The organism is Saccharothrix longispora, from assembly GCF_030852425.1.
Classification (GTDB): Bacteria; Actinomycetota; Actinomycetes; order Mycobacteriales; family Pseudonocardiaceae; genus Actinosynnema; species Actinosynnema longispora.
In genome coordinates, this window is the sequence record NZ_NSDM01000004.1 from 73,937 (window position 1) to 100,228 (window position 26,292).

Here is a 26,292-nt window from a genome sequence, read left to right on the forward strand (position 1 = left end):
GCACCCCGTCCGCTCCGGGGAGCACCGGCGCGGAAAACCAGGTGCCCCCGGACCCGTGTCCCTGCCACCCTCGGAACGTGTCCGCACTGACCGCCCGGGGCGTGTCGCTGTCGTTCGGCCCGCACACCGTGCTCGCCGCCGTCGACCTCGACGTCCCCGCCGGCGAACGCGTGGGCCTGATCGCGCCCAACGGCGTCGGCAAGTCCACCCTCCTGCGCGTCCTCGCCGGCGAACTGCGCCCCGACACCGGCACCGTCACCGCCCGCGGCCACGTCGCCCACCTCACCCAGGAGACCTCACCGCACCCCGGCGAATCCCTGCGCGACCACCTCGCCCGCCGCACCGGCGTCGCCGCCGCCGTCCAGCGCTTCGAACGCGCCACCGCCGCGCTGACCACCGGGACACCCGGCGCCGACGACGCCTACACCCGCGCGTTCGACGAGTGGACCGCCTCCGGCGCACCCGACTTCGCCGAACGCGCCGACGAGGTGTGCGAACGCCTCGGCCTGCCCGCGTCCCTCCTGGACGACCGCGGCCCCGACGAGCTGTCCGGGGGCCAGTCCGCCCGCCTGCGCCTCGCCGCCGTCCTGCTCACCACCGCCGACGTGCTGCTGCTCGACGAACCCACCAACGACCTCGACCTCGCCGGCCTGGAACTGCTGGAGGCGCACGTGCTGCGCAGCCGCGCCGCCATGGTCCTCGTCAGCCACGACCGCGAGTTCCTCGCCCGCACCACCACCGCCATCGCCGAACTCGACGAGTTCACCAGGGGCGTCACCGCGTACGGCGGCGGCTGGGAGGCGTACGCGCACGAACAGGCCGCCGCCCGCCGCCGCGCCCGCGAGGAGTACGAGACCTACGCCGCCAGGCGCGACGCCCTCGTCGCCCGCTCCCGCCGGACCCGGGAGTGGTCCAGGGCGGGCGTGCGGCGCGTCGCCAGGTCCGACGAGAGCGACAAGAACATCAAGCACGCCCGCAAGCAGGGCGCCGAGAACCTCTCCGCCAAGGCGTCCGCCGCCGACCGCGCCCTCGACCGCCTCGACGAGGTCGAGGAACCCCGCGAACCGTGGGAACTGCGCCTCACCCTCCCGTCCGCGGGCCGCGGCAGCCAGGTCGCGTTCACCCTGCGCCGGGCGGTCGTGCGACGCGGCGACGTCGAACTCGGCCCGGTCGACCTCACCGTCGGCGCGGGCGAGCGGTGGCGCGTCGTGGGACCCAACGGCTCCGGGAAGTCCACCCTCCTGGCGGCCCTGCTCGGCCGCCTGCCACTGGTCTCCGGCGACCGGGCGCAGGGGCCGAACGTCGTCGTCGGCGAAGTGGACCAGGTGCGCGCCGACTTCGCCACCACCACGCCCGTGCTCGACGTCGTGGTCGCCTCCACCGGCCTGTCGCCCGAGGAGGCCAGGACCCTGCTGGCGAAGTTCCGGATCGGCGCCGGCGCCGTGCTCCGACCGTCCGCGTCGCTGTCGCCGGGCGAGCGGACCCGGGCCGGCATGGCGGTGCTCCAGGCACGCGGCACGACGTGCCTCGTGCTGGACGAACCCACCAACCACCTGGACCTGGCGGCCATCGAACAACTCGAACGGGCCCTCGCCGACTACGCGGGCACCCTGCTGCTGGTCACCCACGACCGAAGGCTGGCCGACGCGGTGGGGGTGGACCACACCCTGGACGTCCGAACCCTGGCAAGATAGGGCGCATGGGCACCGAGGAGGACTGGCCGGTCGAGCAGACGTGGTCGTTGCGGAACACGCACTGGCACGCGTACGTGGAGCACACGTCCCTCGACCACGCCTCCCCGCGCTCCGAGCGCCTGGAGCGCACGCCGGAGGAGGTGCTGACCACCCCCGCGGAGGTGGCCGCGTGGCTGGAGGTCAACCTCCGCAGCGCCACGAAGCCCGAGGAAGCCGGCAAGAAGCGCACCAAGGACGACCGCGACTTCACCGACTCGAACCGCGTGCACACCTCGCTGGCGTCGGCGGGCGAGAGCATCTACACGGGCGTCAAGGGCATGCTGACCCTGGCGGTCGAGGCGGTGACCCCCGACGAGTGCCGCAACACCCACGACGGCGCGGACGTGGCACCGCTGAAGTCGGGCCGCCGGCGCTGACCGGATCACCCGATCGGGGAACGAAGATCGGGTATGAGTGGTGATGGCGATGTTGTTGCCGGAAAGATGGAGGCGGCGGCGCACCGGACCCCGTGTCCTGTGAACCGCGCCGTGCGTCGCGCCCCGTGCGCCATGACTCGTGCCCGTGGCTCGTGCGCCGTGACCCACGCCCGGGCCTGGGGCCGAGCCCGACTCCGATCCGCTCCCGTCGAACAGGGCCAAGCCCCCGCAGGGCAGGACCGTCGGACAGGACCGGGGCCCGCCGCGCCCCGACAGAGCGGCGGGCCCCGGAGTCGGGGTGGTCACCCGGGTGGCGCGCTGGGGCGGGTCACGGGGTCACCGGCCAGGTGTGGACCGGTTCGCCCCCGTGCATGAGTTCCACGTACCTGGCCAGCATCGCGGACAGCGCGGTGTCCCGGTCGGCGCCCCGTGCCTCCAGCATCGCCACGGTCTCGCGCTGCCACTGCGAACCGGTCCGCCGCGCCAGGCACCGGGCCTCGATGACGCCGAGGTAGCGCTCCCGCGCCTCGTCGGACACGCCGCAGTCGCGCAGGCCCTCGTGGGCGAGGGGGAGCAGCCTGCGCAGCACCAGCTCGTCCGGGGGGACCCAGCCGATGCCCGGCCAGTAGAGCTGCGCGCCCATCCCGTGCCGTGAACCGGCGTACAGGTTCTCCTCCGCCGCGTGGAACGACATCTGACTCCACAGTGGACGTTCCGAGGTCGTCAGCGCCCGCTGCGCGCCGTAGAAGAACGCCGCGTTGGCCATCGTGTCCAGCACCGTCGGCCCCGCCGGCAGGACGCGGTTCTCCACTCGCAGGTGTGGAACCCCGTCCACCACGTCGTACACCGGCCGGTTCCAGCGCCACACCGTCCCGTTGTGCAGCCTCAGCTCCGTCAACGACGGCGTCCCGCCCGACCCCAGCACGTCCAGCGGGTCCTCGTCGCCGGTCTCCGGCAGCAGCGCCGGGAAGTACCGCACGTTCTCCTCGAACAAGTCGAAGATGGACGTGATCCACCGCTCCCCGAACCACACGCGCGGCCGGACACCCTGGTTCTTCAGCTCCTGCGTCCTGGTGTCGGTGGCCTGGAGGAAGAGCGGTATCCGGGTCTCGTGCCACAGCGCCCGGCCCAGCAGGAACGGCGAGTTCGCCGCGATCGCCACCTGCACCCCGGCCAGCGCCTGCGCCGCGTTCCAGTGCGCCGCGAAGTCGTCCGGCGCCACCTGGAGGTGCAGCTGCACGGACGTGCAAGCCGCCTCCGGCATGATCGACTCCGCGTAGCCGGCCAGCTTCTCGCCGGTCCGGCCGGGCAGCGGCGACAGCTCGCCGGAGATGGACAGCGCGACCTCCTCGCCGCGCTCGGCGAGGATGCGGTCGTTGAGCACCGCGTAGCGCGGCTGGTTGGACAGCCACCGCCGTTCGAAGTGCTCCTGTCGCAACGTCGGCAGCACGCCGATCATCACGATGGACGTCCCGGCGTCGTGCGCCTTGTCGTCGGCCGACGACAGCGTGGAGACCAGTTCGCGCTCCAGGTCGAGCGTCTCGTTCCCGGCCAGCTCGCGCGGCGGGACGTTCACCTCCAGGTTGTGCTGCCCCAGTTCGAGCGTGAACGAGGGGTCGTCGATCTTCTCCAGGACCTCGGAGTTGGCCATGGCCGGCCGGCACGCGCCGTCGACCAGGTTCAGTTCGATCTCCAACCCCATCTGCTGACGCGGGAACGAGAAGCTGTCCTCGACCAACATGGTCCCCAGCGCGTCCATGCACCGCTGCATGCGCTCGCGGTAGCGCTGGCGATCTTCCCTGGTGAACGTCCGACTGGACACATCCGTACCCATGCCGCCTCCCAATCGGTCGGGGTGCTCCGGCGGGCTCAGCGGAGGCCAACCGTGACACAGCGACCACATGCCCGCCAGCGTCCAAATCGGTGCTCTCTGTCACATGACGGTAACAATAAGCGACAAATCGCAGGTTGTGAGCCCGGCCACGTTCACGAGGGATGTTCACGCGGTGGGAGGTGGGACACTGCCCCCGTGATCGAGATCGACGACCCGGCGGACCCGAGGCTGGACGACTTCCGGGACCTGTCGACGGCCGACCGCCGCCCGGACCGCCCGGGTGGGCGCGGCCTGGTGATCGCCGAGGGCGTGGTCGTCGTCGAACGGCTCCTCGCCTCGCCCTACCCGGTCCGCGCGCTGCTCGGCGTGCGTCGGCGCGTCGAAGCCCTCGGCGACCTCCCCGCCCCCGCGTACGTCACGTCCGCCGAGGTCATGGCCGAGGTGGTCGGCTTCCACCTCAACCGGGGCGTCCTCGCCGCCGCCGACCGCGCGCCGCGGCCCGCCCTGGCCGACCTGGCCGCCACCGCGACCCGGCTCGCCGTCCTCGAAGGCGTCGGCGACCACGAGAACCTGGGTTCGTTGTTCCGCAACGCCGCCGCGCTCGGCGTCGACGGCGTCGTCCTCGGCCCGGGGTGCAGCGACCCGCTGTACCGGCGCAGCGTCCGCGTTTCTATGGGGCACGTGCTGCGCGTGCCGTTCACGCACGCGCCCGACCTCGCCGACGGGCTGAACACCTTGCGGGACAACGGTTTCACGGTCGCCGCCCTCACTCCGCGCGCCGACGCGGTGAGCCTGGCCGACGCCGGGCTGCGCGGGCGCCGGGTCGCCGTGATGCTCGGTTCCGAGGGGCCGGGGCTCACCGACGAGGCCATCGCCGCGGCCGACGTCGCCGTGCGCATCCCCATGGCCGACGGCGTCGACTCGCTCAACGTCGCGACCGCGGGCGCCATCGCCTTCTACGCCATCGCCTGAAGCGCTACGTTGCTCTCCGAGCAGAGGAGGACGCAGGTGGAACTGCGGGTCCAGGACGGCCGCGCCGTGCTCGCGGGCAGCGACGACGCGGGTGAGCACGAGGTCGACCCCCACACCCTCCCGCTCGGCGCGGGACTGGCCGAGGCGCTGCACGAGTGGGCGAAGGTGGCCGACGCCGTGAGCCGCACCGACTCGCCCTCCGAGGGCGTCGCGGGCGCCCTGGTGACCAGGCGCGGCCACCAGTTGGCCGGTCGCCTGGCCGCCGACATGGGCTCACCGGTCCGCTACACCGACCCGGTGACGGGCGACGTGGTGACGGTCGACGTGCCGGCAGCCGAGGACGAGTCCCGACCCGACGAGCCCCGATCCGGCGAAACCCGGCCCGACGGACCGGACGAGGCCGCCGCCGAGGCCGGGCAGGCGCCGGAACCCACGCCGTGGGGCACCGGTCTCACCGTCAGCCTGATCACGGCGGCGGTCGTGACGTTCACCGTGTTCACGCTGTCGGTGGGGCTCGGCGAGACCAGCCAGTGGCTCGCGCTGCTGGCGAACGTCCTGGTGGTCGGCGGCATCTCCCCCTCGGTGTGGCTGGCGCGCAGGGTGCCCGTGTGGCGCTGGGTGGCCTACGGCGTCGTCGCGGGCGTCCTCGCCGCGTGGCTGTCGCTCCTGCTCAACGGCCTCCTCTGACCACGCCCGGCCACCCGGACGACAACCCGGACACCCGGACGGCGACCCGGACGCCCGGACGGCGGTCAGGCCAGCGACTCCCGCCACGCGGTGTGCAGCGCCGCGAACCGCCCCTGCCCGCCGATCAGGTCCTTCGGCGTCCCGTCCTCCACGACGCGCCCGCCGTCGACCACCAGCACGCGGTCCGCGATGAGCACGGTCGACAGCCGGTGGGCGATGATGAACGCCGTCCGGTCCGCCAGCACGGTCTCCAGCGCGTCCTGCACCAGGCGCTCGGTGGGCACGTCCAGGCTGGACGTCGCCTCGTCGAGCACCAGCACCGCCGGGTCGGCCAGGAACGCCCGCGCGAACGCCACCATCTGCCGCTGCCCCGCGGACAGCCGCCCACCGCGCTTGCGCACGTCCGTGTCGTAGCCCTCGGGCAGGGCCCGGATGAACGCGTCCGCGCCCACCGCCCGCGCCGCCGCCTCCACCTCGGCCCGCGTCGCCGACGGCCGCCCGAGCGCGATGTTGTCCGCGACCGAGCCGTCGAACAGGAAGTTCTCCTGCGTCACCATGACCACGGCGCGCCGCAGTTCGGCGTCCGCCACCGACCGCAGGTCCACCCCGTCCAACCGCACCGCGCCCGAGGTCGGGTCGTAGAACCGGGCCACCAGCTTCGCGATCGTCGACTTGCCCGCCCCGGTCGCGCCGACCAGCGCCACCGTCTGCCCGGCGGGCACGGTCAGGTCGAACGGGGGCAGCACCACCGGCGTGGTCTCCGAGTACCGGAACCCCACCCCGTCGAACCGCACCGCGCCCCGCACGTCACCCAGCGGCGCCGGGTCCTCGGGTTCGCGGACCGTCGGCTCCTCCTCCAGCAACCCGGAGATCTTCTCCAGCGCCGCCGTCGCCGACGCGTACGTGTTCGTGAACATCGCGAGCTGGTCGAACGGGTCGTAGAACCGCCGCACGTACAGCGTGAACGCGGCCAGCACGCCCAGCTCCAGCTGCCCGCCGGCCACCCGGAACGCGCCCCACGCCAGGATGATCGCCAACGACAGGTTGCCGATCACCCGGACGAGCGATGTGAACGCCGCCATCACGCCCATCGCCTCGGTGTTCGCGTCGCGGAACCGGGCGTTCAGCGCGCCCATGATGCCCGCGTTGCGCTTCTCCCGGCGGAACGCCTGCACCGCGCGGATGCCGTTCATGGTCTCCACGAACTGCACGATGATCTGCGCGATGGCGCCCCGCGTGCTGCGGTAGGCGCGCGCCGAGCGGCGGCGGAACCAGCGGGTCAGCAGGTACAGCGGCACGAACCCGGACAGCACGACCAGCGCCAGCGGCAGGTCCAGGTACAACAGCACCACCGAGATGCCGACGACCGACAGCAGCGACGTGAGCAGGCCGTCCAGGCCCTCCTCCAGCAGGTCCTGCAACGAGTCGACGTCGCTGGTCGCGCGGGAGATGACCTTGCCGGACGTGTAGGTCTCGTGGAACGCCACGGACAGCCGCTGCGCCTGCCGGAAGATGCGCTCCCGCAGCACCAGCAGCACGTCCTGGCCGATGCGCCCGGTGAGCCGGACGAACGTGAACCGCAGCAGCGTCGCCACGAGCCCGCACGCCGCGTACCCGCCGACGCACCACGCCAGCACCGCCGGGCGCCCGTCGAGCGCCGCGGGCACACCCCGGTCGATGGCGGCGGCGATCAGCAGCGGCCCGGCCAGCGCGACCAGGTTCTCCACCACCACGATCACCAGCGCGAGCACCGCGGCCCGGCTGTGCGGTCGCAGCAGCTCGCCCAGCAGCCGCCGCGACCGGGCCTGGAGCAGCACGCCCGTGGCGTGGGTGAGCTCCTCGACGTCCTCGGCGGCCACGCCCCGCCAGTCCTGGCCCGACCGGGCGTCCTCGTCCCGCGGGATGCCCTCGACGACCGCGCTCACACCGCCACCCCCTCGTCCTCCATCGCGGACAACAGCTGCCGGTAGGCCTCGTTGTCCGCCAGCAGCTCGGTGTGCGCGCCGACCGCGGCGATCCGTCCGCCGACGATCATCGCGACCCGGTCGGCGAGCTGCACCGTGCTCGGCCGGTGCGCCACGACCAGCGCCGTCACGCCCTTCAGCACGCGCCGCAGCGCGGCCTCCACCTCGGCCTCGGTGTGCACGTCGAGCGCGGACAGCGGGTCGTCCAGCACCAGCACCGCGGGGTGCCCGACGACCGCGCGGGCCAGCGCCAACCGCTGCCGCTGGCCACCGGACAGCGACAGGCCCTGCTCGCCGATGCGGGTGTCCGCGCCCCACGGCAGGGCGTCCACGAACTCCTCGGCCCGCGCCACCCGCAGCGCCTCCCGCACCCGCGCCTCGTCCACGCCCTCCCCGCCGAGCGCCACGTTCTCCGTGACGCTCGCCGAGAACAGGATCGGCTCCTCGAACGCCGTGCCGACCATCCGCCGCAGCTGCGCCAGGTCCAGGTCGCGCACGTCCACGCCGTCCAGCGTGACCCGGCCGCGCGTGACGTCCGCCAGGCGCGGCACGAGCGCGGTGACCGTCGTCTTGCCGGACCCGGTCGCGCCGACCAGCGCCACCGTCTCGCCGGGCCGCACCTCCAGGTCGATCCCGCGCAGCACCTCGTCCTCCGCGCCGGGGTGCGCGAAGTGCACGCCCTCGAACCGCACGTGCCCGCGCACCGGGGTCGCCGGCGGCGTCGGGACGGCGGGGCCGCGCACGGTCACCGGCTCGTCCAGCACCTCGTAGAAGCGCTCCACCGCGGACGCGGTCGAGTTCGTCTCCGCCAGCAACCACCCGATCGAGTCGACCGGCCAGCGCAGGTAGGCGGTGAGCGTGACGGCGGCGACGAGCGTGCCCACGGTGGTCGTGCCGTCCGCGATGCCGACCGCGCCGAACGCGAGCTGCCCCGCGATGCTCAGCTCGGGCAGCACGATCAGCACCGCCCACAGCGCGGCGAACACCCGCACCTTCGCCAGCTCGGTGTCGCGCAGCTCGCGGGCCTGCCGCAGGAACCGCTTCGTCAGGTGCGGGCCGCGGCCGAACGCCTTGAGCACCCGGATGCCCAGCACCGACTCCTCGACCACGGTGGTCAGGTCGCCGGACTGGTCCTGCGCCCGCCGCGCGACCACCTTGAACTTCGTCTCGAACAGGTACGACAGGGCCAGCAGCGGCAACGTGCAGGTCAGCGCGATCACGCCCAGCACCGGCGACAGCACGAACAGCACGCCCAGGCCGACCAGCACCACGAACGTGTTCACCACGAGGAACACCATCGAGAAGCCGACGAACCGCCGGACCTGCGTCAGGTCGGTCGTGCCGCGCGACAGCAGCTGCCCCGACTGCCACCGGTCGTGGAACGACACCTGGAGGTCCTGGAGGTGGTGGTACAGGTCGGCGCGCATCCGCGCCTCGACGTCCGACGCCGGTCCGGCGATGAGCTTGCGGCGGGCGTAGAACAGGCCGGCCTCGGCGCACCCCAGCAGCACCACCACCGCCACGAGCAGCGGCAACGCGCCCAGGTCGCGGTCCGCGACGGGGCCGTCCACGATGCGCTGGGTGATCAGCGGTATGCCGAGGCCGCACAACATCGCGAGCGCGGTCGCCGCCGCGCTCAGCGCGATCGGCGTGCGCACGGGTGTGAGGTACGGCCACAGCCTGCGCAGAGTCGCGGCTGTGGAAGTACGTTCTTCCGACACGAGTCCCCCTCCGGTCCACCCCGACGGTACGAAGGGGACCGACACTCGGCATCCTGTTTTCCGGGGCCGGCACCCCGGTGACGACCCTGCAAGCTCTACCGCGGTGGAGGTCAAGATGGACATCCGGTTCCTGCGCGCCGAGCCGACCATGGCGCACCCGCGCGGCAGGCTGCTCGCCGTGCGCGGCGGCAGGCTGCACGTGTGGGCGCCCGACGGCTGGGACGTCGTCGGCGGCACCCGCCCCGAGGGGGCGCGCCCGATGAGCCGGGCCGAGGCCGAGGAGTGGTGCCGCGCGGAGGGCGTCGACGAGGCCGTGCTCGACACCGTCCCCCGACCGGTGTAGGCCCGGGGTGGGGCACTGCCCGGGTGGGCCCTACTTGCGCCGGCGCAGCGCCGCGGGGGCCGTGAGCAGGCCCGCGAGGCCGTAGCTCGCCGCCGCGAGCAGGACGAGCACGGTCCACCGGTCGCCCAGCCCGGACCACTGCTCGGGCAGCTTGAAGTAGTGCGCGAGACCGAGCAGGACCGGCCCGATCAGCACGACCGGCCACACCGGGCGCACCGTGAGCAGCCACAGCACCGGCCCGGCCAGCAACGCGCTGACCAGCAGCGCGATCGGCAGCCCGACGACGACGAGCAGGATGAACTCGCTCAACGTGGTCTCGTCGACGACCCGGTCGAGCACACCGGCGCGGTACGCCCAGACCCAGGCGATCAGCAGCACCGCGCCCACCACCGCCGACACGACCACGCGCAGCAGCACGGTGAACGCGGCGCGTCCCGCGGTCGAGGTCTCAGCCACGCCGGGCAGTCTCGCGCACGTCGTGCCGCGCTGTCACCGGTGCGGCCAGCGCGAACCCGACCACCCCGGCCAGCAGCGCGCCCGCCGGCACGTTCACCCAGACGGTCATCAGCGTGAGCACGGCGGCGAACGTCACCCCGACGGCCGCGAACCCCAGGGGCCGCGCCTGCCGCGCCACCGCGAGCACCAGCCACGACAGCAGCACCCCGACGAGCAGGCTCACCGGCATCGCCACCAGGCCCAGGCCCAGGCAGTCCCAGTCCTCCGTCGAGCACACCACCCCGGCCGCGATGAACTCGCGCAGCCCCCACCAGGCCGCACCGAGCCCGGCCCCGACCGCGACACCGACGACCACCCGTCCCAGCATGTCCGCCGAGTACCCGCCCGCTCACCCGGGGGAAACCGTCAGCCGCCCAGCATGCCGCCGATCAGGAACGACACCGCGCCGATCAGCGCCAACCAGCCCGGCGTCGGCGAGTGCGACGCGGCGATCCACATCAGCAGCAGGCCCACGCCCCAGCAGCACGTCGCCGTCACGCCGGGCCGCGCGACCCGCAGCAGCCGCAGCACGCCCCACACCGCCGGCAGTGCCAGCAGCACCACCACCGGGATCGACAGCGCGAACAGGACGCCGCACCCGATGTCCTCGTCGCCGCACGAGGCGGCCGCGTCGACGTACGCCCACACCGCCAGGCCGACCAGCAGCCCGACCGCACCCACCACGCCGTACCGTCGCGCCACGTCGCCCATGCGGGAATGGTCCCCTGCCGGTGGCCGCCCGGTCGTGAGTACTACTACGCGAAAAGGCCCCCCACCCGGCGGGTGGAGGGCCCTTCGACGCGATCTCAGCCCCGGTTGGAGCGGACGCCCAGCAGGACGTCCTCCCACGACGGGACGATCGGGTGGTTCTTCTTGCCACCGCGCTTGGGCGGTGGCTCCTTGCGCGGCGGCTGCTTGGAACCGGCCGCGGGGGTCGGCTGCTGCTGCGCGGGGACCGGCGGGACAGGTTCCTCGGCCACGACGGGCTCCTCGACGACCGGCTCGGGCTCCGGCTCCCGCACGGGCGGCGGGGGCGGGGGTGCGACCGGGGTCGGCTCCTCGCGGGCGAGGATCTCCGGCTCCTGGCGGCGCTCCACCTCCAGCGCCTGGCGGGCCAGCGCCGTCACCGGGCGCAGGCTGCGCAGACCCCGGTTCGGGTTCGGGTCCATCAGGTCCACGGCGGCGTCGTCCAGCGCGGTCACCGTGCCGCCCTGCACACCCGGGTGGAACGCCCAGTGCGCACGGTTGTCCGAGCGGCCCGCCGTCCAGTGCAGCTGCACGACCCAGCGGCCGTCCTCGCCGCGCCACGAGTCCCAGCTCACGTCGGCGTAGTCCTGGCCGCGCAGGCCGAACGAGTGGGCGACGACCTCGCCGAGCGTCTGCACGTCCGGCCCGTCCTCGCGGACGGGGTGGGCGCGCTGCGCCAGGTCGGCCGTGCGGGACCGCTCCAGCAGCACAGGGTAGGCGAACCGCTCCACGCGGTGCTTCGGGATGCCGGCCGCCGAGGCGACCTGGTCCACCGACTCGCCGGCGCGGATGCGGGCCTGGATCTCCCGCGGGCGCATCTGCGACTCGACCTCGATCTCGATCTGGCCGAGCCGGGTCAGGTCGCCGCGCGCGGCGGCGCGCAGGCGCTCGTCGGCGGGGAGCACGAAGCGCTCGCCGCGATCCGGGTCCTCCAAGATGACGGACTTGCCGTCGTCTTCGAGCCCGATGACTCGCAACGCTCGCATCATGGCCTCCCGGATGACTCACCTCGCCGACTGCTGACGTTAATCCGGCGTGCCGCCTTGACGCCGGAGGCTCGCCGTGCCCATCGATATCTTCGTGTGATCTTGCCGTATGTCGTCCGTGTCCGCACGTCCGTTACGACACACGTGCCCTGTTCAGGGTGCCCGATCGAACGCCTGATGGACACCCCCGGGCACGAGAAAGCCCGAACGGCCGGCCACCCGCGGGGGTGGCCGGCCGTTCGGGGAACCGTCGTCAGAGCTGCCCCACGACCCAGTCGACCGCCTGGGTCAGGGTGGTCACGTCGGTCGGCTCGACCGCCGGGAACATCGCGACGCGCAGCTGGTTGCGGCCCAGCTTGCGGTACGGCTCGACGTCCACGACGCCGTTCGCGCGCAGCGCCTTGGCCACCGCCGAGGCGTCCACCGAGTCGTCGAAGTCGATCGTGCCGACGACCTGCGAGCGGTGCGCCGGGTCGGCCACGTACGGGGTCGTGTAGGACGTCGACTCGGCCCACGAGTACAGCCGCGACGACGAGTCGGCGGTGCGCTCGACGGCCCACTCGAGCCCGCCGTTGCCGAGGATCCACTCGATCTGGTGGTTCAGCAGGAACAGGGTGGCCAGCGACGGCGTGTTGTACGTCTGGTCCTTGGTGGAGTTGTCCAGCGCCGTGGTCAGCGACAGGAACTCGGGCACCCAGCGGCCCGACGCGCCGATCTCGGCCACCCGCTCCAGCGCGGCCGGGGACATCAGCGCGATCCACAGGCCGCCGTCGGAGGCGAAGTTCTTCTGCGGCGCGAAGTAGTAGACGTCGTAGTCGGTCGCCTCGACGGGCAGGCCGCCGGCGGCCGAGGTGGCGTCGATGGCGACCAGCGCGCCGTCGGACCCGGCGGGCCTGGTCACGGGCACCGCGACACCGGTCGACGTCTCGTTGTGCGCCCAGCCGACGAGGTCGGCGCCCTCGGCGTAGGTGATCCCGGGCGCGGAGCCGGCCTCGGCCTTGACCACGATCGAGTCGCCCAGGAACGGCGCGTCCGAGGTGACCTTGGCGAACTTCGAGGAGAACTCGCCGTAGGTGAAGTGCTGGGCGCGCTCGCGCACCAGGCCGAACGCGGCGGCGTCCCAGAAGGCGGTGGTGCCGCCGTTGCCCAGGACGACCTCGTAGCCCTCGGGCAGGGAGAACAGCTCCCGCAGGCCGGCGCGCACGGAGCCGACCAGGGACTTCACCGGCTTCTGCCGGTGGGAGGTGCCCATCAGCGCGGCGCCCTCGGCCGCGAGGGCCGCGAGGGCCTCGGGACGGACCTTGGAGGGCCCGCAGCCGAACCGGCCGTCGGACGGCCGCAGGTCGGAGGGCAGGACCAACGAGGTGGGGTCGGCGGTCTGGGTCATCGCGAAGCCTCCGGTCACGGGGAGGGGGTCGGCAGGCACGACCGGCGCCGTTGCCGGGGGCCTCAGTGTTGCAGCCGCATGGCCGAGCGGTGACGGCCGGGTGTCCCCGGTCACCCTGCTCCACGCGAACCCGGCCACGGCGAGTCGTAAGTCCAAGCCGGGTGAGTCGTAAGTCCAGGCCGGGTGAGTCGTACGTCCAGGCCGGGCGAGTCGTATGTCCAGGACCACTGGGTTCTACGTTCAGGACTTCACGAAGAGACCTGAACGCAGAACTCGGGGGTCCCGAACGTACGACTCGCCCGGCCTGAACGTAGAACTCAGGACTCCTGGACGTACGACTCGCCCGGCCTGGACGTACGACTCTCGGGGCCTGGGCGTTGGGCTCTCGCGGGTCAGGAGATTTCGGACCAGCCCTCCACCTCGTCGGGGGTGCGGGGGGCGGGGCCGGTGTAGGTGGCCGAGGGGCGGACCAGGCGGCCGGTGCGCTTCTCCTCCAGGATGTGCGCGGACCAGCCGGCGGTGCGGGCGCAGGTGAACATCGCGGGCATCATGTGCGGCGGCACCTGGGCGAAGTCCAGGATCACCGCGGCCCAGAACTCGACGTTGGTCTCGATCGCGCGGTCCGGGCGGCGTTCGCGCAGCTCGGCCAGGGCGGCCTGCTCCAGCGCGTCGGCCGCCTCGTAGCGGGACGCGCCCAGCTCCTTGCACGTCCGCCGCAGCACGCGCGCCCGCGGGTCCTCCGCCCGGTACACCCGGTGCCCGAAGCCCATCAGCCGCTCGCCGCGGTCGAGGACGCCCTTCACGTAGCCGCGCGCGTCACCGGTCCGCTCGACCTCCTCGATCATCGGCAGCACGCGGGCGGGCGCGCCGCCGTGCAGCGGGCCGGACATCGCGCCGATCGCGCCGGACATGGCCGCCGCGACGTCCGCGCCGGTGGAGGCGATGACGCGGGCGGTGAACGTGGAGGCGTTCAGGCCGTGCTCGGCGGCCGACACCCAGTACGCGTCGAGCGCCTTGACGTGCGCCGGGTCGGGCTCGCCGCGCCAGCGGGTGAGGAAGCGCTCGGTGATGGTGCGGCACTCGTCGATGCGGTGCTGCGGCACGGCGGGCCGGCCGATGCCGCGCGCCGACTGCGCCGCGTACGACAGGGCCATGACGGAGGCGCGGGCCAGCTGGTCGCGCGCCTGCTCGTCGGTGATGTCCAGCAGCGGCTGGTAGCCCCAGATGGGGGCGACCATGGCCAGCGCCGCCTGCACGTCGACCCGCACGTCACCGGTGTGCACCGGGATGGGGAACGGTTCGGCGGGCGGCAGGCCGGGGCCGAAGCGGCCGTCGACCAGCAACGCCCACACGTTGCCGAAGGTCACCTTGCCGACGAGGTCCTCGATGTCCACGCCCCGGTAGCGCAGGGCGCCACCGTCGCGGTCCGGTTCGGCGATCTCGGTGCGGAAGGCGACCACGCCTTCGAGACCCGGTGTGAAACCGTCGTCCTCGCTCTGCACCACGCTGTGCGCTCCTTCTCGGCGAAAGTAAAGAGTTGCCAGCACCTTCCTCCTGGTGGGACGCACCCGCAATCAGGCCGGCCCGTGTCGTCGGTCACGATCAAGGAACCGATTCAGAACGGTTCCGCGCGCCGCCCGCGCGCGAGGCGGTCGTCGAGCCCTCGTGCCGGCCCCTCGTTAAGCCCTTGTTTCGGCTCCGCGTTCGCGGCGTCGCGCGTGGTAGACCACCGGGCATGCACCTGACGCCCCACGAGCGGGACAAGCTGCTGGTCCACGTCGCGGCCGACGTCGCGCGCAGGCGGCTGGAGCGCGGTGTGGTCCTGAACTACCCGGAGGCGGTCGCGCTCATCACCGACCACGTGCTGGAGGGCGCGCGGGACGGTCGCTCGGTCAGCGAGCTGATGGACGGCGGCAGGCACGTCCTCACCCGCGCGCAGGTGATGCCGGGTGTGCCGGAGATGATCGAGTCCGTGCAGGTGGAGGCCACCTTCCCGGACGGGACGAAGCTCGTGACCGTGCACGACCCGATCGCGTGAGGAGCGGCCCGTGGTCCCTGGCGAGATCATCCCCGGCGAGGAGCCGGTGGAGCTGAACCCCGGACGGCCGCGGACGACGCTGGTCGTGGTCAACGCGGCGGACCGCCCGGTGCAGGTGGGGTCGCACTACCACTTCGCCGCGGCCAACCCGGGGCTGGAGTTCGACCGCGAGGCCGCGTGGGGCAAGCGCCTGGACGTCCCGGCGGGCACGGCGGTGCGCTTCGAGCCGGGCGTGGAGCGGGAGGTCGTGCTGGTGCCGATCGCCGGGGCGCGCCGCGTGCCCGGCCTGCGGGCCGAGTGGGCCGGCGACCTGGACGAGCGGGGGCCCGCCAGGTGACCGGGATCGACCGCCACCGCTACGCGGAGCTGCTCGGGCCCACGACGGGCGACCGGATCAGGCTCGCCGACACGAACCTCCTCATCGAGGTCACCGAGGACCGCAGCCGGGGCGCGGGCTCCGGTGACGAGGTGGTCTTCGGCGGCGGCAAGGTGGTGCGCGAGTCCATGGGCCAGGGCGTGGCCACGCGCGCCGAGGGCGCGCCCGACCTGGTGATCACCGGCGCGGTGGTCCTCGACCACTGGGGCGTCGTCAAGGCGGACGTGGGCGTGCGCGACGGCCGGGTCGTCGGCATCGGCAAGGCCGGCAACCCGGACACGATGGACGGCGTCGACCCGGCGCTCGTGATCGGCCCCGGCACCGAGGTGCTCTCGGGCAACGGCAAGGTCCTCACCGCCGGCGGCATCGACTGCCACGTGCACTTCGTCTGCCCGCAGATCGTGGACACCGCCATCGCCTCGGGCCTCACCACGCTCGTCGGCGGCGGCACCGGCCCGGCCGAGGGCACGAAGGCCACCACGGTCACGCCCGGCGCGTGGAACCTCGGCCGCATGCTCGCCTCGATGGACCACATGCCGGTCAACGTGCTGCTGCTCGGCAAGGGCAACACCACCCGCGAGGACGCCCTGCGCGAGCAGCTCCTCGGCGGCGCGGGCGGGTTCAAGCTGCACGAGGACTGGGGCACCACGCCCGCCGCGATCGACGCGTGCCTGCGGGTGGCCGACGAGTCGGGCGTGCAGGTCGCCATCCACACCGACACGCTCAACGAGGCAGGGTTCCTCGAATCGACGCTGGAGGCCATCGGCGGCCGGTCGATCAACGCCTACCACTCCGAGGGCGCGGGCGGCGGGCACGCGCCGGACGTCATCCGGGTGGTGTCGCACCCGAACGTGCTGCCGTCGTCGACCAACCCGACCCGCCCGCACACCGTGAACACGCTCGAGGAGCACCTCGACATGCTGATGGTGTGCCACCACCTGAACCGGTCGGTGCCCGAGGACCTGGCGTTCGCCGAGAGCCGCATCCGGCCCACCACGATCGCCGCCGAGGACGTGCTGCACGACCTGGGCGCCATCTCCATGATCAGCTCCGACTCGCAGGCGATGGGCCGCGTCGGCGAGGTCGTCATCCGGACGTGGCAGACCGCGCACGTGATGAAGGCCAAGCGCGGCTCGCTGCCCGGCGACGGCGGCTCGGACAACCTGCGCGCCCGCCGGTACGTCGCGAAGTACACGATCAACCCGGCGATCGCGCACGGCATCGACCACGAGGTCGGCTCGGTCGAGGTCGGCAAGCTCGCGGACCTCGTGCTGTGGGAGCCGAAGTTCTTCGGCGTGCGGCCGTCGGTGGTGCTCAAGGGCGGCTTCATCGCGCACGCGGCGATGGGCGACGCGAACGCGTCCATCCCCACCCCGCAGCCGGTCCTGGCCCGGCCGATGTTCGGGGCCCACTCGGCGGCGCTGGGCAGCGTGCACTTCGTGTCGCGGCAGGCGGTCGACGCGGACCTGGCGGGGCTGCTGCGGCTGGCCCGGCCGCTGGTGCCGGTCCGCGACACGCGGGGCGTCGCCAAGGCCGACATGGTGCTCAACGACGCCCTGCCGGACGTGGAGGTCGACCCGGACAGCTTCGCGGTGCGGGTCGACGGCGACCTGGTCGAGCCGCAGCCGGTGGCGGAGCTGCCCCTGGCCCAGCGCTACTTCCTCTTCTGATGGACCTCGTCGCGCTGATGCTGGCCGACTCCCGGTTCCCCGGCGGCGGCCACGTCCACTCGGGCGGCCTGGAGGAGGCGGCGGCCCGGCGGCTGGTGGTGGACGAGGCGTCGCTGCGGTCCTTCCTGGTGGGCCGGTTGCGCACGGCCGGCGCCCTGGCCGCGGTGTTCGCCGCGGTGGCCGCCGCCCAGGACGGGTACGCGGAGCTGGACGCCGAGCTGGACGCCCGCACCCCGTCCCCGGCGCAGCGCGCGGCCTCGCGCACCCAGGGCCGGGGCGTCGCGCGGGCGGCCACGCGGGCCTGGCCGTCGGCGCGGCTGGAAGGGCTGCTCCGGGCCACACCCCGCCCGCATCACCCGATCGTGGTGGGCGTGCTGGTGGCCGACCCGTTCGAGGCCGCCCAGACCGTCGCCTACCACGCCGTGACCGGCCCGGCGACGGGCGCGATCCGGCTGCTCGGCCTCGACCCGTTCGGCGTGAACGCCGTGCTCGCCGGCCTCGCGCCGGAGATCGACGCGGTCGCCGGGCACGCCCGCGACCACGCCGGCACGCCGCCGGCCGACCTGCCCGCGCCCAGCGCGCCGGGCCTCGACCTGCTCGCCGAGGCCCACGACCGACACCACGCGGAAGAGGTGCGTCTCTTTGCCAGCTGACCACGGCCACGTCCACCCGGTGAACTTCGACCCGACCGACGCCGGTCACGACCCGCACGACCAAGCGCACGGCCACGCGCACGACCACGGCCGCCGCGCCGTGCGGCTGGGCATCGGCGGCCCCGTCGGCAGCGGCAAGACCGCGCTGACCGCGGCGCTGTGCCGCGCCCTGGGCGACGAGCTGGACCTCGCGGTGGTGACCAACGACATCTACACCACCGAGGACGCCGACTTCCTGCGCGCGGCGGGCGTGCTGGACACGGAGCGGATCGAGGCGGTGCAGACCGGCGCGTGCCCGCACACCGCGATCCGCGACGACATCACCGCCAACCTCGACGCGGTGGAGCTGCTGGAGCACCGGTTCCCCGGCCTGGAGCTGGTGATCATCGAGAGCGGCGGCGACAACCTGACCGCCGTGTTCAGCCGGGGCCTGGTCGACCGGCAGGTGTTCGTGGTGGACGTGGCGGGCGGCGACAAGGTGCCGCGCAAGGGCGGCCCCGGTGTGACGACCGCCGACCTGCTCGTCATCAACAAGACCGACCTGGCCCCCCTGGTGGGCGCCGACCTGGGCGTGATGACCTCGGACGCCCACCGGGTGCGCGGCGGGCTGCCGGTGGTCAGCCAGTCCCTCGTGGACACGCCGGACGCCCCCGCCGTGGCCGAGTGGGTGCGCGCCCAGCTCCGCGCCCTCGCCGGGGTCGGGTGAGGGCGCGGGCCCGCCTGGTGGTCGTGCGCGACGAGGCCGGGCGGAGCGTGGTGCGGGAGATGCGGTCGATGGCGCCCCTGCGGCTCGTGCCCGCCAGGGGGAGCGGTGGTGTCGCGCTGGTCCACCTCGTCAGCGCGGTCACGTCCCCGCTCGGCGGCGACGACCTGGAGCTGCACGTGCGGGTCGGCCCCGGCGCGGCCCTGGAGTTGCGGGGAGTAGCGGCCACCCTCGCGCTGCCCGGCCACCGCCCGGGCGGCAGCCGCGCCCTCGTGCGCGTCGAACTGGGGGCCGGCGCGAGCCTGGAAAACCTCCCGGAACCGACCGTCGTCACGGCGCGGGCGAATCACGAGGCGGTGTTCCGCGCGGATCTCGCGGACGACGCCCGTTTGCGCACCCGGGAAATCGTCGCGGCGGGCCGGCTGAACGAAAGAGCGGGTTCGCTCACCACCACTCTCGACGTCCGCCGAAACGGAACCGTGATCAGGCAGACAACCCGGTTGGGCGTGTCCGAGGTGGACGCCTCGGCGGCCGGTCTGGCCGGCCGCCGGGTGCTCGGCACGGAGCTGCTGTGCTGGGGCCGCGACCTGCCGGTCGCCGTCGCGGGGGACTGGTGGTCGCTCGTCCCGCTGGCCCGCGGCGGCAGCCTGGCGACCGTCCTGGCGGACGACGCGGTGACCGCGCTGCGCGCTTTGGACGACGCGCGGCGCAGGCACCCGGGATCGGCGGAAGATCTTCTGACTCGATCTCGAACACGATTCCGAGTCGAATCTCACAGTTAGTCGCCCGGATCGGGTGGTAACCGTCACCACCCAGGCGGTTCCGCGAATAACCTGGAGCCCGTACGGTCGCGGCAGCCCCAGGCACCACGAGTGCTCAGCCCAGCTCCGGGAGGTCGGTATGACGGAGACGACGACCAACATCGCGCTGCCGTCGATGCGCGTGTCCTACGAGCAGGGTTCGCTCACGGAGAGCGACCTGGCCGCCGGCTGGCACGAGCAGCTGCAACTGTGGCTGGACCAGGCGGCCGGCGCCGGCCTGTCCGAGCCGAACGCGATGGTGCTCGCCACCTCCGACCCGCAGGGCCGCCCGTCGTCCCGCACCGTCCTGGCCAAGGGCCTGGACGAGCGGGGCCTGGTGTTCTTCACCAACTACACCTCCGCCAAGAGCCACGACCTGATGGCGACCCGCTACGCGTCGGCGACGTTCCCGTGGTTCGCCATGCAGCGGCAGGCCCACGTGCGCGGCATCGTCGAGAAGGTCGGCCCGGCGGAGACCGCCGCCTACTGGGAGAGCCGCCCGCGCGGTTCGCAGATCGGCGCCTGGGCGTCGCCGCAGTCGCGCGTGGTGCGCGGTCGCACGACGCTGGAGAGCGCGCTGCACAAGGTCGAGCGCCAGTTCGCGGACGCCGACCGGGTACCGGTGCCGCCGCACTGGGGCGGCTGGCGCATCCGGCCCGAGGAGGTCGAGTTCTGGCAGGGGCGGCGCGACCGCATGCACGACCGCCTGCGCTTCCGCCTCGGCCGCGACGGCTGGGAAGTGCAGCGCATCGCCCCGTAGGACCGCTTTGCGGGACAGTCCCGTCGACGAGCCCCGCCGGTGTTCCCGCCGCGGGGCTCGCCGTACGTCCGGGGCCGCGTGCCGGTGCCCCACCGCCGGGAAGTCCACGTCGTCCAGTGTGGCCGTCCGGGCGGTGCGCCACGTCTCCCAAAACGCCTTGTTAGTTGCCGTACGCTAACGACCGTGCGGAAAGTCCTGGGCCGGATCGCCATCGACACGCGGCCGCTGAAAGTCCTCGCCTTCCGGAGGCTGTGGCTCTCCACGGTGGTCACCGCCGTCGGCAGCCAGCTGACCGCGGTGGCCGTGCCGAAGCAGGTGTACGACCTCACCGGGTCCTCGGCCTGGGTGGGCGTGTCGGCCGGCGTGGCGCTGGTGCCGCTGCTCGTCTTCGGGCTCTACGGCGGCGCCATCGCGGACGTCGTCGACCGGCGCAAGCTGCTGGTCGTCACCAACGCCGGCATCGCCGCGACGTCCGTGCTGCTGTGGCTCCAGGCCGCGCTGAAAGCGGACTCGGTGTGGCTCGTGATCGCGCTGCTCGGCCTGCAACAGGTGTTCTTCGCCGTGAACGCGCCCGCCCGGACGGCGTCCGTGGCCCGGCTGGTGCCCGCCGAGCAGATCCCGGCGGCCTCCGCGCTGTCGTCCACGGTGATGATGTTCGGCGGCGTGTTCGGCCCGATGCTCGCGGGCGCGCTCATGCCCGTCGTCGGGCTCTCCACCCTGTACCTGGTGGACGCCGTCGCGCTGACCGCGACCATCTGGGCGGTCTGGAAGCTCCCGCCCCTGCCGCCGCTCGACGGCAGCAGCCGCCGCGCCGGCCTGCGCGACGTCGTGGACGGCTTCCGGTACCTGGCGCTCCAGAAGATCCTGCTCGCGAGCTTCCTGCTCGACATCATCGCGATGGTCTTCGGCATGCCGCGCGCACTGTTCCCCGAGATGGCCGAGAACACGTTCGGCGACCCGCCGGGCGGCGGTCTGGCGCTCGGCTGGCTGTTCGCCGCGATCCCGCTGGGCGCGATGCTGTGCGGCCTGACGTCCGGGTGGACGTCCAGGGTCACCCGGCACGGCGTGGGCGTGGTGGTCTCGATCGTGGCGTGGGGCGTGGCCATGATCGGGTTCGGCCTGGCGGACGCGCTGTGGCTGGCGGTGGTGTTCCTGGCCATCGGCGGCGCGGCGGACATGATCAGCATGGTGTTCCGCAGCGCGATCCTCCAGACGGCCGCGACGGACGAGATGCGCGGCCGGATGCAGGGCGTGTTCATCGTCGTGGTGGCCGGCGGGCCGCGGATCGCCGACCTGCTGCACGGCACCGGCGGCGCGGCCATCGGCCCCGGGTTGGCCACGGCCCTGGGCGGGGTCCTGGTCGTGGTGGGGACGGGCGTGGCGGTGCTGGCGATCCCGGCGATCCGCCGCTACCGGTTCACGCCCTCGCCGAGCGCAGAAAGCGCGCCCACGACGTAGCGGGGACGGAGAGGACGGGCGCGGGGTTCTTCGAGTCCCGCGCCCCGACGCGACCGGCGAACTGGGCCACCTCCACGCAGTTCGCGGTGCTGGCACTGCGGGAACTCTTGCGCCACGAGGTCATGCATCGATGATCCCACGCAGGTAAGCGGCGGTGTCCTGCTCCGAGTAGGCCAATTCCCGCAACTGCGCCCACGTCTTCTCGTAGACCTCGATGTGCTCGTCCTCGTCGAGGAACAGGCTGGAAACCTTGTTCTCCAACAGGACGAGACTCGGCTCCTCGTCGTATTCCAAGATCACGAACGGTCCGCTGAGCCCGCCGTGGAAACCGGCTCCGGTCGGCACCACCTGGACGGTGATGTTGGGGCGCTCGGCGGCGTCGAGCAGGTGGCGGACCTGCCGGGTGTGTGCGCCGGGCTCGCCGAAGGGGCGCTCGACCGCGACCTGCTCGATGATCGCGTGCAGCATGAGCGGGGTCTTGCGGGAGAGGAGCCCCTGGCGGGCCATGCGACTGGCCACCAGGGCGTCGACCCGGTCTTCCGAGAGACCGGGACCGGTGGCTTCGATCACCCATCGCGCGTACTCGGCGGTCTGCGCCAGGCCGGGGATGACCAGGGGTTCGTAGAACAGCAGGCCGTTGGCCTCGTCCTCGAAATCGGCCCAGGTCTGCCAGTCCTCGGGGTAGTTGTCGTTGGTGAGGCGGAGGAGGCCGCGCTGCTCGGCGTTCCGGGCGAGGTCGAGCAGGTGCACCCGCTCCTTCTTCGTGACCCGGTAGAAGTCGAGCAGCTTCTCGACGTCGTCCAGGTAGAGGCCGCTCTCCGCGCTCTCCACCCGGCTGATCTTGCTGGCGGACATCTCCACCGCCTTCGCCACGTCCGCCCCGGTCATGCCGGTGGCGCGGCGCAGCCTGCGCAGGGTGACGGCGAGGCGGCGGGAGCGGACGGTGGCCTGGGCGCGGCGGGGCATGGGGCAAAGCTAGAGCCGTCGGACGAACAGCGGAAGTTTGTTCACTCCATCGAGTAATTGAGCGAGAATGTGCAAGCTTGCACGATAAGCGGCATGGAATTCATCAAGGTGGTCGAGCCACGTCGTGAGTGGCTGCTGCGCTGCTACTCGGACAAGGAGGACGTGCTGTCCCTCGAAGTCCACGACGGCGCGATCTCCGTGCTGCTGCCCTCGGGCGTCGACCAGGTCTCCCTGAGCGCGCCGCAGATCGCCGCGTTCCGGGAAGCGTTCACCGAGGCCGTCTCACGTGCCGAAGCCGACCTTCGCGAGGTGGCCGCGTCCTGACATCAAGACTTGCCCAAGCCGTGGCTCGCCGACTGTGCAGGCCAGGTGTGATCCGGCACACTCATCCGGCATGGCGGAAGCGACGAGCGCACCGGCGCAACCGGAACTGAAGAGGGCCATCGGCCCCAAGCTCCTGCTGTTCTTCGTGGTCGGTGACATCCTCGGCACGGGCATCTACGCCCTGACCGGCAACGTCGCCGGCAAGATCGGCGGCGCGCTGTGGGTGCCGTTCCTGATCGCGTTCGCGGTGGCCTTCCTGACCGCGTTCAGCTACCTCGAACTGGTCGGCAAGTACCCGCGCGCGGCGGGTGCGGCGCTCTACGCCAACCGCGCCTTCAAGATCCAGTTCCTCACGTTCATGGTGGCGTTCGCGGTGATGTCGTCGGGCATCACCTCCGCTTCCTCCGCCGCGCTCGCCTTCGGGCGCACCTACCTCCAGTCCGTCATCAAGGAGTTCTTCTCCGACACGTTCACCGTCTCGGCCACGCTGGTCGCGATCCTGTTCATCATCGGCCTGGGGGTGGTCAACTTCCGGGGCGTCTCGGAGTCGGTCAAGGCGAACGTCGTCCTGACCTGCATCGAGCTGTCCGGCCTGGTGATCATCATCGCGATCGGCGTGTTCGCGGTGGCCTCCGGCGACGGCGAGCCCGCCCGCCTCACGCAGGTCGACCCGGCACCCGGTCAGTCGGCGATGCTCGCGATCACGTCGGCGACGGCGCTGGCGTTCTTCGCGATGGTCGGGTTCGAGGACTCGGTGAACATGGCGGAGGAGTGCAAGGACCCCGTGCGCATCTTCCCGAAGGCGATGCTGTGGGGCATGGTGATCGCGGCGGTCATCTACGTGCTGGTCGCCATCACGTCGTCGCTGCTGATCCCGGCCGACGAGCTGTCCAAGGCGGGCTCCTCGGCGCTGCTGAGGGTCGTCCAGGTGGGCGCGCCGGGCTTCCCGCTGTGGGTGTTCTCGCTGATCGGCCTGTTCGCGGTCATCAACTCGGCGCTGATCAACATGCTGATGGCGAGCCGGCTGATCTACGGCATGTCGAACGAGCGGATCATCCCCAAGGTCTTCGGGGCGGTGCACCCGTTCCGCCGCACGCCGTGGATCTCGATCATCTTCACGTCCGGCGTCGCGATCATCCTGGTCTCGACGGCGGACATCGCGAAGCTCGGCGGCACCACGGCCCTGCTGCTGCTGATCGTGTTCACCATCGTCAACGTCGCCGTGCTGGTGCTGCGCCGGGAGAAGTCGGACCACGCGCACTTCCGCGCGCCGACGTGGGTGCCGGTGCTCGGCGCGCTCACGTGCGCCTACCTGGCCAGCCCGCTGTCCGGCCGGCCGTGGGAGGACTACAAGATCGCCGGCTACCTGCTGGTGGCGGGCGCGGTGCTGTGGGTGGTCAACCGGTTCGTGCACGGCAAGACCGAGTTCGACGCGGAGAAGCCGGCGAAGTGACCACCGTGCCCGGCGCCGCCCGTGTCGGGTGGCGCCGGGCACGGGGCTGCGCGCACCAGGTGTTGCCGGTGTACTGGAGCTTGCCCGCCATGATCCAGCCCCACTTGCCGTTGTTCACGTTCGCGCCGTAGTGGCGAGGGCTGCCGTGGACGCGCACGTTGAACGTGTCGTCGATGAAGGCGTTCCCGATGTACGAGCCCCCGCTCGGCGCGTCGGTCATGTCGCCGTCCGCCGTCACCCGGTACTGCCAGACCTGCGTGCACGCCACGCCGGCTTCGCCGCCCGTCGTGACCGGTGCGGCGTGGGCCGTTCCCGCCGCCGGCACCAGGCCGAGGACGGGCACCGCGGTCGCGAGGCCGCGTAAGAGCGTCTTCGACCGGACTCCTCAGCGGGGAGGTTCACCGACGAACGCGAAGCATGGTGGACCACCGCCCGCCCCGACTGGCAGCGGTCGGGTGGTCCGCCGCCCGGAGAAATCCCCCGAAGTCGTCACGAGGCGTGAGCGGGCGCGAATCGCCGCAGGTGGGCCGCGTCGTGCGCGTTGACGACGGTCACCCGGTCGGCGACCTCGCGCAACCGCGCCAGGTTGGCCAGGCGCAGCTCGGCGATCGTCTGCATCCTCCTCTCGAACCCGGCGAGGCCGACCGGGACGTGCGGCGGGGTCGCCGGCTGGCCGTGGTGGAAGTAGGCGTCGCCCGCGTGCAGCAGCCAGCCGTCGCCGGTGCGCACCGCGACGCCGGTGTGGCCCCGGGTGTGGCCGACGAGCGGGACCAGCAGCACGTCCGGCAGGAGTTCGCGGACCCCCTCGAAGCCCTCCCACGCCTCGCCGGTCGGGTCGTGCGGCACGAGGTCGGCGTCCGCCACTGGGCGGGGGAGTAGCGGGGGTTGGCGCGGTCGTCCAGCTCCTCGCGCGGGACGTGCACCCGCGCGCCCGGGAAGTCGCGCACGCCGCCCGCGTGGTCGACGTCGAGGTGGGGCAGGGCGACGTGCCGCACGTCGGAGGCCGCGAGGCCGAGCGCCGCCAGTTGCCGCGCGGTGGTCTCGCGCTCGTCGAGCACGGGCCTGCTCGCGACCCGGAACAGGAGTGGCAGGGTCGCCTTCGGCGTGCGCACGTCGTCCACGCCGAGGCCGGTGTCGACCAGCACCAGGCCGGCGGAGTCCGTCTCCAGCACGAGGGTGTGGCAGACCAGCTCGCCCCGGTGGGAGAACGAGCCGCGACCGGTCACGAGCCGCCCGCCGAAGGGGCGCATGGTGCCGCTGTTGAGGTGGTGGACCTTCACGGGGCGGGCCTCTCCAGGAGGACGCCCAGGTGGGCGCGGACGGCGTCGAGCGGGGCGAGGGAACGGCGGGTGCGGGCGAGCAGCAGCGCGCCCTCGACCGCGGCGAGCGCGACCGAGGCCAGGTCGTCGTCGCCCAGGTGCTCGGCGAGGGCGGCCTGCCAGGAGGCGTAGACGTCCTCGCAGGCGGTGCGGATGGGCTCGCTGTCGGCGGTGGCGTCCAGCGCCACCGTGGCGATGGGGCAGCCACTGCGGTAGTCCGAAGCGCGCAGCTGCTCGCCCAGCAGTCCCAGCACGCGGGAAAGCGCTTCCGCGGGGGACGGACCGGCGTCCAGCGCGGCGGCGAGGGTATCGCGGAGGTCGGCCCCGGCGAGGGTCACCGCCTCGACCGCCAGCTGCTCCTTGCCGCCCGGGAAGTGGAAGTACATCGAGCCCTTCGGGGCGCCGCCCTCGGCGAGCACCTGGTTCACGCCGGTGGCGTGGTAGCCCTGGGCGCGGAAGAGGTCGGCGGCGGTGCGCACCATCCGCTGTCGCGTGTCGGTCCGTCGTGGCATGCTTTACTATAGAG

Annotated in this window: 28 protein-coding genes and 1 pseudogene; 15 read left to right on the plus strand and 14 right to left on the minus strand. The window is 72.9% G+C overall.

What is annotated here, in order from left to right; translation table 11 throughout:
- The first annotated feature begins 77 nt into the window (after positions 1-77).
- The gene (locus tag CKY47_RS11070) at positions 78-1,694 is read left to right on the plus strand and encodes an ABC-F family ATP-binding cassette domain-containing protein (RefSeq protein ID WP_306745629.1); all 1,617 of its coding nucleotides are present in this window, start codon (positions 78-80) and stop codon (positions 1,692-1,694) included.
- A gap of 5 nt (positions 1,695-1,699) precedes the next feature.
- Positions 1,700-2,110, plus strand: coding sequence for a hypothetical protein (locus CKY47_RS11075; RefSeq protein WP_306745630.1), 411 nt, complete (start codon positions 1,700-1,702; stop codon positions 2,108-2,110).
- 328 nt (positions 2,111-2,438) lie between these two features.
- On the opposite strand, the gene CKY47_RS11080 is transcribed toward CKY47_RS11075, so the two are convergent.
- Entirely contained in the window at positions 2,439-3,944 is a 1,506-nt protein-coding gene (locus tag CKY47_RS11080; RefSeq protein WP_306745631.1) for a glutamate-cysteine ligase family protein, read from the minus strand.
- A 195-nt stretch (positions 3,945-4,139) separates the two neighbouring features.
- On the opposite strand from CKY47_RS11080, the gene CKY47_RS11085 reads away from it, so the two are divergent.
- The gene (locus tag CKY47_RS11085) at positions 4,140-4,916 is read left to right on the plus strand and encodes a TrmH family RNA methyltransferase (protein WP_306745632.1); all 777 of its coding nucleotides are present in this window, start codon (positions 4,140-4,142) and stop codon (positions 4,914-4,916) included.
- Between the two features lie 36 nt (positions 4,917-4,952).
- The gene (locus tag CKY47_RS11090) at positions 4,953-5,603 is read left to right on the plus strand and encodes a DUF2537 domain-containing protein (RefSeq protein ID WP_306745633.1); all 651 of its coding nucleotides are present in this window, start codon (positions 4,953-4,955) and stop codon (positions 5,601-5,603) included.
- A gap of 65 nt (positions 5,604-5,668) precedes the next feature.
- Here the strand turns inward: CKY47_RS11090 and CKY47_RS11095 are convergent, their stop codons facing one another.
- Positions 5,669-7,528, minus strand: coding sequence for an ABC transporter ATP-binding protein (locus CKY47_RS11095; RefSeq protein ID WP_306745634.1), 1,860 nt, complete (start codon positions 7,526-7,528; stop codon positions 5,669-5,671).
- Positions 7,525-9,225, minus strand: coding sequence for an ABC transporter ATP-binding protein (locus tag CKY47_RS11100; RefSeq protein ID WP_306745635.1), 1,701 nt, complete (start codon positions 9,223-9,225; stop codon positions 7,525-7,527). Before CKY47_RS11100 ends, CKY47_RS11095 begins: the two co-directional genes overlap by 4 nt.
- A 178-nt stretch (positions 9,226-9,403) precedes the next feature.
- On the opposite strand from CKY47_RS11100, the gene CKY47_RS11105 reads away from it, so the two are divergent.
- Positions 9,404-9,631, plus strand: coding sequence for a hypothetical protein (locus tag CKY47_RS11105; protein ID WP_306745636.1), 228 nt, complete (start codon positions 9,404-9,406; stop codon positions 9,629-9,631).
- Positions 9,632-9,661: 30 nt separating this feature from the next.
- Here CKY47_RS11105 and CKY47_RS11110 read toward each other — a convergent pair whose 3' ends face one another.
- The 6 genes from CKY47_RS11110 to CKY47_RS11135 form a co-directional block, all read right to left on the minus strand.
- Positions 9,662-10,087: a hypothetical protein gene (locus CKY47_RS11110; protein WP_306745637.1), complete on the minus strand. Its 426-nt coding sequence runs from the start codon at positions 10,085-10,087 to the stop codon at positions 9,662-9,664.
- Positions 10,080-10,454, minus strand: coding sequence for a hypothetical protein (locus CKY47_RS11115; RefSeq protein WP_306745638.1), 375 nt, complete (start codon positions 10,452-10,454; stop codon positions 10,080-10,082). The genes CKY47_RS11110 and CKY47_RS11115 overlap by 8 nt, the downstream gene beginning before the upstream one ends.
- Positions 10,455-10,492: 38 nt before the next feature.
- Positions 10,493-10,837: a hypothetical protein gene (locus CKY47_RS11120; protein WP_306745639.1), complete on the minus strand. Its 345-nt coding sequence runs from the start codon at positions 10,835-10,837 to the stop codon at positions 10,493-10,495.
- 95 nt (positions 10,838-10,932) lie between these two features.
- A complete protein-coding gene (sepH, locus tag CKY47_RS11125; protein WP_306745640.1) occupies positions 10,933-11,859 on the minus strand; it encodes a septation protein SepH in 927 nt (308 codons plus the stop codon).
- 253 nt (positions 11,860-12,112) lie between these two features.
- Complete coding sequence (gene serC / locus CKY47_RS11130; RefSeq protein ID WP_306746006.1) at positions 12,113-13,246, minus strand: phosphoserine transaminase; 1,134 nt, start codon at positions 13,244-13,246, stop codon at positions 12,113-12,115.
- Positions 13,247-13,638: 392 nt separating this feature from the next.
- Positions 13,639-14,751 (minus strand): citrate synthase 2, encoded by a 1,113-nt coding sequence (locus tag CKY47_RS11135; protein ID WP_306745641.1) that lies wholly within the window; start codon positions 14,749-14,751, stop codon positions 13,639-13,641.
- A gap of 230 nt (positions 14,752-14,981) precedes the next feature.
- Between CKY47_RS11135 and CKY47_RS11140 the strand changes: the two genes are divergently transcribed.
- The 8 genes from CKY47_RS11140 to CKY47_RS11175 all read left to right on the plus strand — a co-directional run bounded on the left by CKY47_RS11140 (position 14,982) and on the right by CKY47_RS11175 (position 21,704).
- Entirely contained in the window at positions 14,982-15,284 is a 303-nt protein-coding gene (locus CKY47_RS11140; protein ID WP_306745642.1) for an urease subunit gamma, read from the plus strand.
- A 10-nt stretch (positions 15,285-15,294) separates the two neighbouring features.
- Entirely contained in the window at positions 15,295-15,621 is a 327-nt protein-coding gene (locus tag CKY47_RS11145; protein WP_306745643.1) for an urease subunit beta, read from the plus strand.
- A complete protein-coding gene (locus tag CKY47_RS11150; protein ID WP_306745644.1) occupies positions 15,618-17,330 on the plus strand; it encodes an urease subunit alpha in 1,713 nt (570 codons plus the stop codon). The genes CKY47_RS11145 and CKY47_RS11150 overlap by 4 nt, the downstream gene beginning before the upstream one ends.
- On the plus strand, positions 17,330-17,983 hold the full coding sequence (locus CKY47_RS11155) for an urease accessory protein UreF (RefSeq protein WP_306745645.1): 654 nt from the start codon (positions 17,330-17,332) through the stop codon (positions 17,981-17,983). The genes CKY47_RS11150 and CKY47_RS11155 overlap by 1 nt, the downstream gene beginning before the upstream one ends.
- A complete protein-coding gene (gene ureG / locus CKY47_RS11160) occupies positions 17,973-18,689 on the plus strand; it encodes an urease accessory protein UreG (protein WP_306745646.1) in 717 nt (238 codons plus the stop codon). Before CKY47_RS11155 ends, ureG begins: the two co-directional genes overlap by 11 nt.
- Complete coding sequence (locus CKY47_RS11165) at positions 18,686-19,468, plus strand: urease accessory protein UreD (protein WP_306745647.1); 783 nt, start codon at positions 18,686-18,688, stop codon at positions 19,466-19,468. Before ureG ends, CKY47_RS11165 begins: the two co-directional genes overlap by 4 nt.
- A 118-nt stretch (positions 19,469-19,586) precedes the next feature.
- Positions 19,587-20,246, plus strand: coding sequence for a pyridoxamine 5'-phosphate oxidase (gene pdxH / locus CKY47_RS11170; RefSeq protein WP_306745648.1), 660 nt, complete (start codon positions 19,587-19,589; stop codon positions 20,244-20,246).
- A gap of 183 nt (positions 20,247-20,429) precedes the next feature.
- Positions 20,430-21,704, plus strand: coding sequence for an MFS transporter (locus tag CKY47_RS11175; RefSeq protein WP_306745649.1), 1,275 nt, complete (start codon positions 20,430-20,432; stop codon positions 21,702-21,704).
- Here the strand turns inward: CKY47_RS11175 and CKY47_RS11180 are convergent.
- Positions 21,664-21,828, minus strand: coding sequence for a DUF397 domain-containing protein (locus tag CKY47_RS11180; protein WP_306745650.1), 165 nt, complete (start codon positions 21,826-21,828; stop codon positions 21,664-21,666). The two genes, CKY47_RS11175 and CKY47_RS11180, sit on opposite strands and share 41 nt — an antisense overlap.
- Positions 21,825-22,670 (minus strand): helix-turn-helix domain-containing protein, encoded by an 846-nt coding sequence (locus CKY47_RS11185; protein ID WP_306745651.1) that lies wholly within the window; start codon positions 22,668-22,670, stop codon positions 21,825-21,827. Before CKY47_RS11185 ends, CKY47_RS11180 begins: the two co-directional genes overlap by 4 nt.
- Before the next feature lie 93 nt (positions 22,671-22,763).
- Here CKY47_RS11185 and CKY47_RS11190 point away from each other — a divergent pair, with 93 nt between their 5' ends.
- Positions 22,764-22,994 carry a hypothetical protein gene (locus CKY47_RS11190; protein WP_306745652.1) on the plus strand — a complete coding sequence of 77 codons (231 nt, stop codon included), beginning with the start codon at positions 22,764-22,766 and terminating at the stop codon, positions 22,992-22,994.
- 70 nt (positions 22,995-23,064) lie between these two features.
- Positions 23,065-24,447 carry an APC family permease gene (locus CKY47_RS11195; protein ID WP_306745653.1) on the plus strand — a complete coding sequence of 461 codons (1,383 nt, stop codon included), beginning with the start codon at positions 23,065-23,067 and terminating at the stop codon, positions 24,445-24,447.
- Here CKY47_RS11195 and CKY47_RS11200 read toward each other — a convergent pair.
- From CKY47_RS11200 to CKY47_RS11215, 3 genes and pseudogenes are all read right to left on the minus strand, one after another.
- Positions 24,392-24,790, minus strand: a complete 399-nt coding sequence (locus CKY47_RS11200; protein ID WP_306745654.1) for a hypothetical protein — start codon at positions 24,788-24,790, stop codon at positions 24,392-24,394. The two genes, CKY47_RS11195 and CKY47_RS11200, sit on opposite strands and share 56 nt — an antisense overlap.
- A gap of 146 nt (positions 24,791-24,936) precedes the next feature.
- Positions 24,937-25,727, minus strand: a pseudogene (locus CKY47_RS36885) (MBL fold metallo-hydrolase).
- Positions 25,724-26,278 carry a TetR/AcrR family transcriptional regulator gene (locus CKY47_RS11215; protein WP_306745655.1) on the minus strand — a complete coding sequence of 185 codons (555 nt, stop codon included), beginning with the start codon at positions 26,276-26,278 and terminating at the stop codon, positions 25,724-25,726. The pseudogene CKY47_RS36885 and the gene CKY47_RS11215 overlap by 4 nt, the downstream one beginning before the upstream one ends.
- Positions 26,279-26,292: the final 14 nt, after the last annotated feature.

Bases quoted from the DNA above. Each gene is read 5' to 3' on its own strand.
- CKY47_RS11075 (WP_306745630.1), top strand. From the start codon at position 1,700: ATGGGCACCGAGGAGGACTGGCCGGTCGAGCAGACGTGGTCGTTGCGG.
- CKY47_RS11080 (WP_306745631.1), bottom strand. From the start codon at position 3,944: ATGGGTACGGATGTGTCCAGTCGGACGTTCACCAGGGAAGATCGCCAG.
- CKY47_RS11105 (WP_306745636.1), top strand. From the start codon at position 9,404: ATGGACATCCGGTTCCTGCGCGCCGAGCCGACCATGGCGCACCCGCGC.
- CKY47_RS11115 (WP_306745638.1), bottom strand. From the start codon at position 10,454: ATGCTGGGACGGGTGGTCGTCGGTGTCGCGGTCGGGGCCGGGCTCGGT.
- CKY47_RS11120 (WP_306745639.1), bottom strand. From the start codon at position 10,837: ATGGGCGACGTGGCGCGACGGTACGGCGTGGTGGGTGCGGTCGGGCTG.
- sepH (WP_306745640.1), bottom strand. From the start codon at position 11,859: ATGCGAGCGTTGCGAGTCATCGGGCTCGAAGACGACGGCAAGTCCGTC.
- serC (WP_306746006.1), bottom strand. From the start codon at position 13,246: ATGACCCAGACCGCCGACCCCACCTCGTTGGTCCTGCCCTCCGACCTG.
- CKY47_RS11140 (WP_306745642.1), top strand. From the start codon at position 14,982: ATGCACCTGACGCCCCACGAGCGGGACAAGCTGCTGGTCCACGTCGCG.
- CKY47_RS11155 (WP_306745645.1), top strand. From the start codon at position 17,330: ATGGACCTCGTCGCGCTGATGCTGGCCGACTCCCGGTTCCCCGGCGGC.
- pdxH (WP_306745648.1), top strand. From the start codon at position 19,587: ATGACGGAGACGACGACCAACATCGCGCTGCCGTCGATGCGCGTGTCC.
- CKY47_RS11180 (WP_306745650.1), bottom strand. From the start codon at position 21,828: ATGACCTCGTGGCGCAAGAGTTCCCGCAGTGCCAGCACCGCGAACTGC.
- CKY47_RS11185 (WP_306745651.1), bottom strand. From the start codon at position 22,670: ATGCCCCGCCGCGCCCAGGCCACCGTCCGCTCCCGCCGCCTCGCCGTC.
- CKY47_RS11190 (WP_306745652.1), top strand. From the start codon at position 22,764: ATGGAATTCATCAAGGTGGTCGAGCCACGTCGTGAGTGGCTGCTGCGC.
- CKY47_RS11195 (WP_306745653.1), top strand. From the start codon at position 23,065: ATGGCGGAAGCGACGAGCGCACCGGCGCAACCGGAACTGAAGAGGGCC.
- CKY47_RS11215 (WP_306745655.1), bottom strand. From the start codon at position 26,278: ATGCCACGACGGACCGACACGCGACAGCGGATGGTGCGCACCGCCGCC.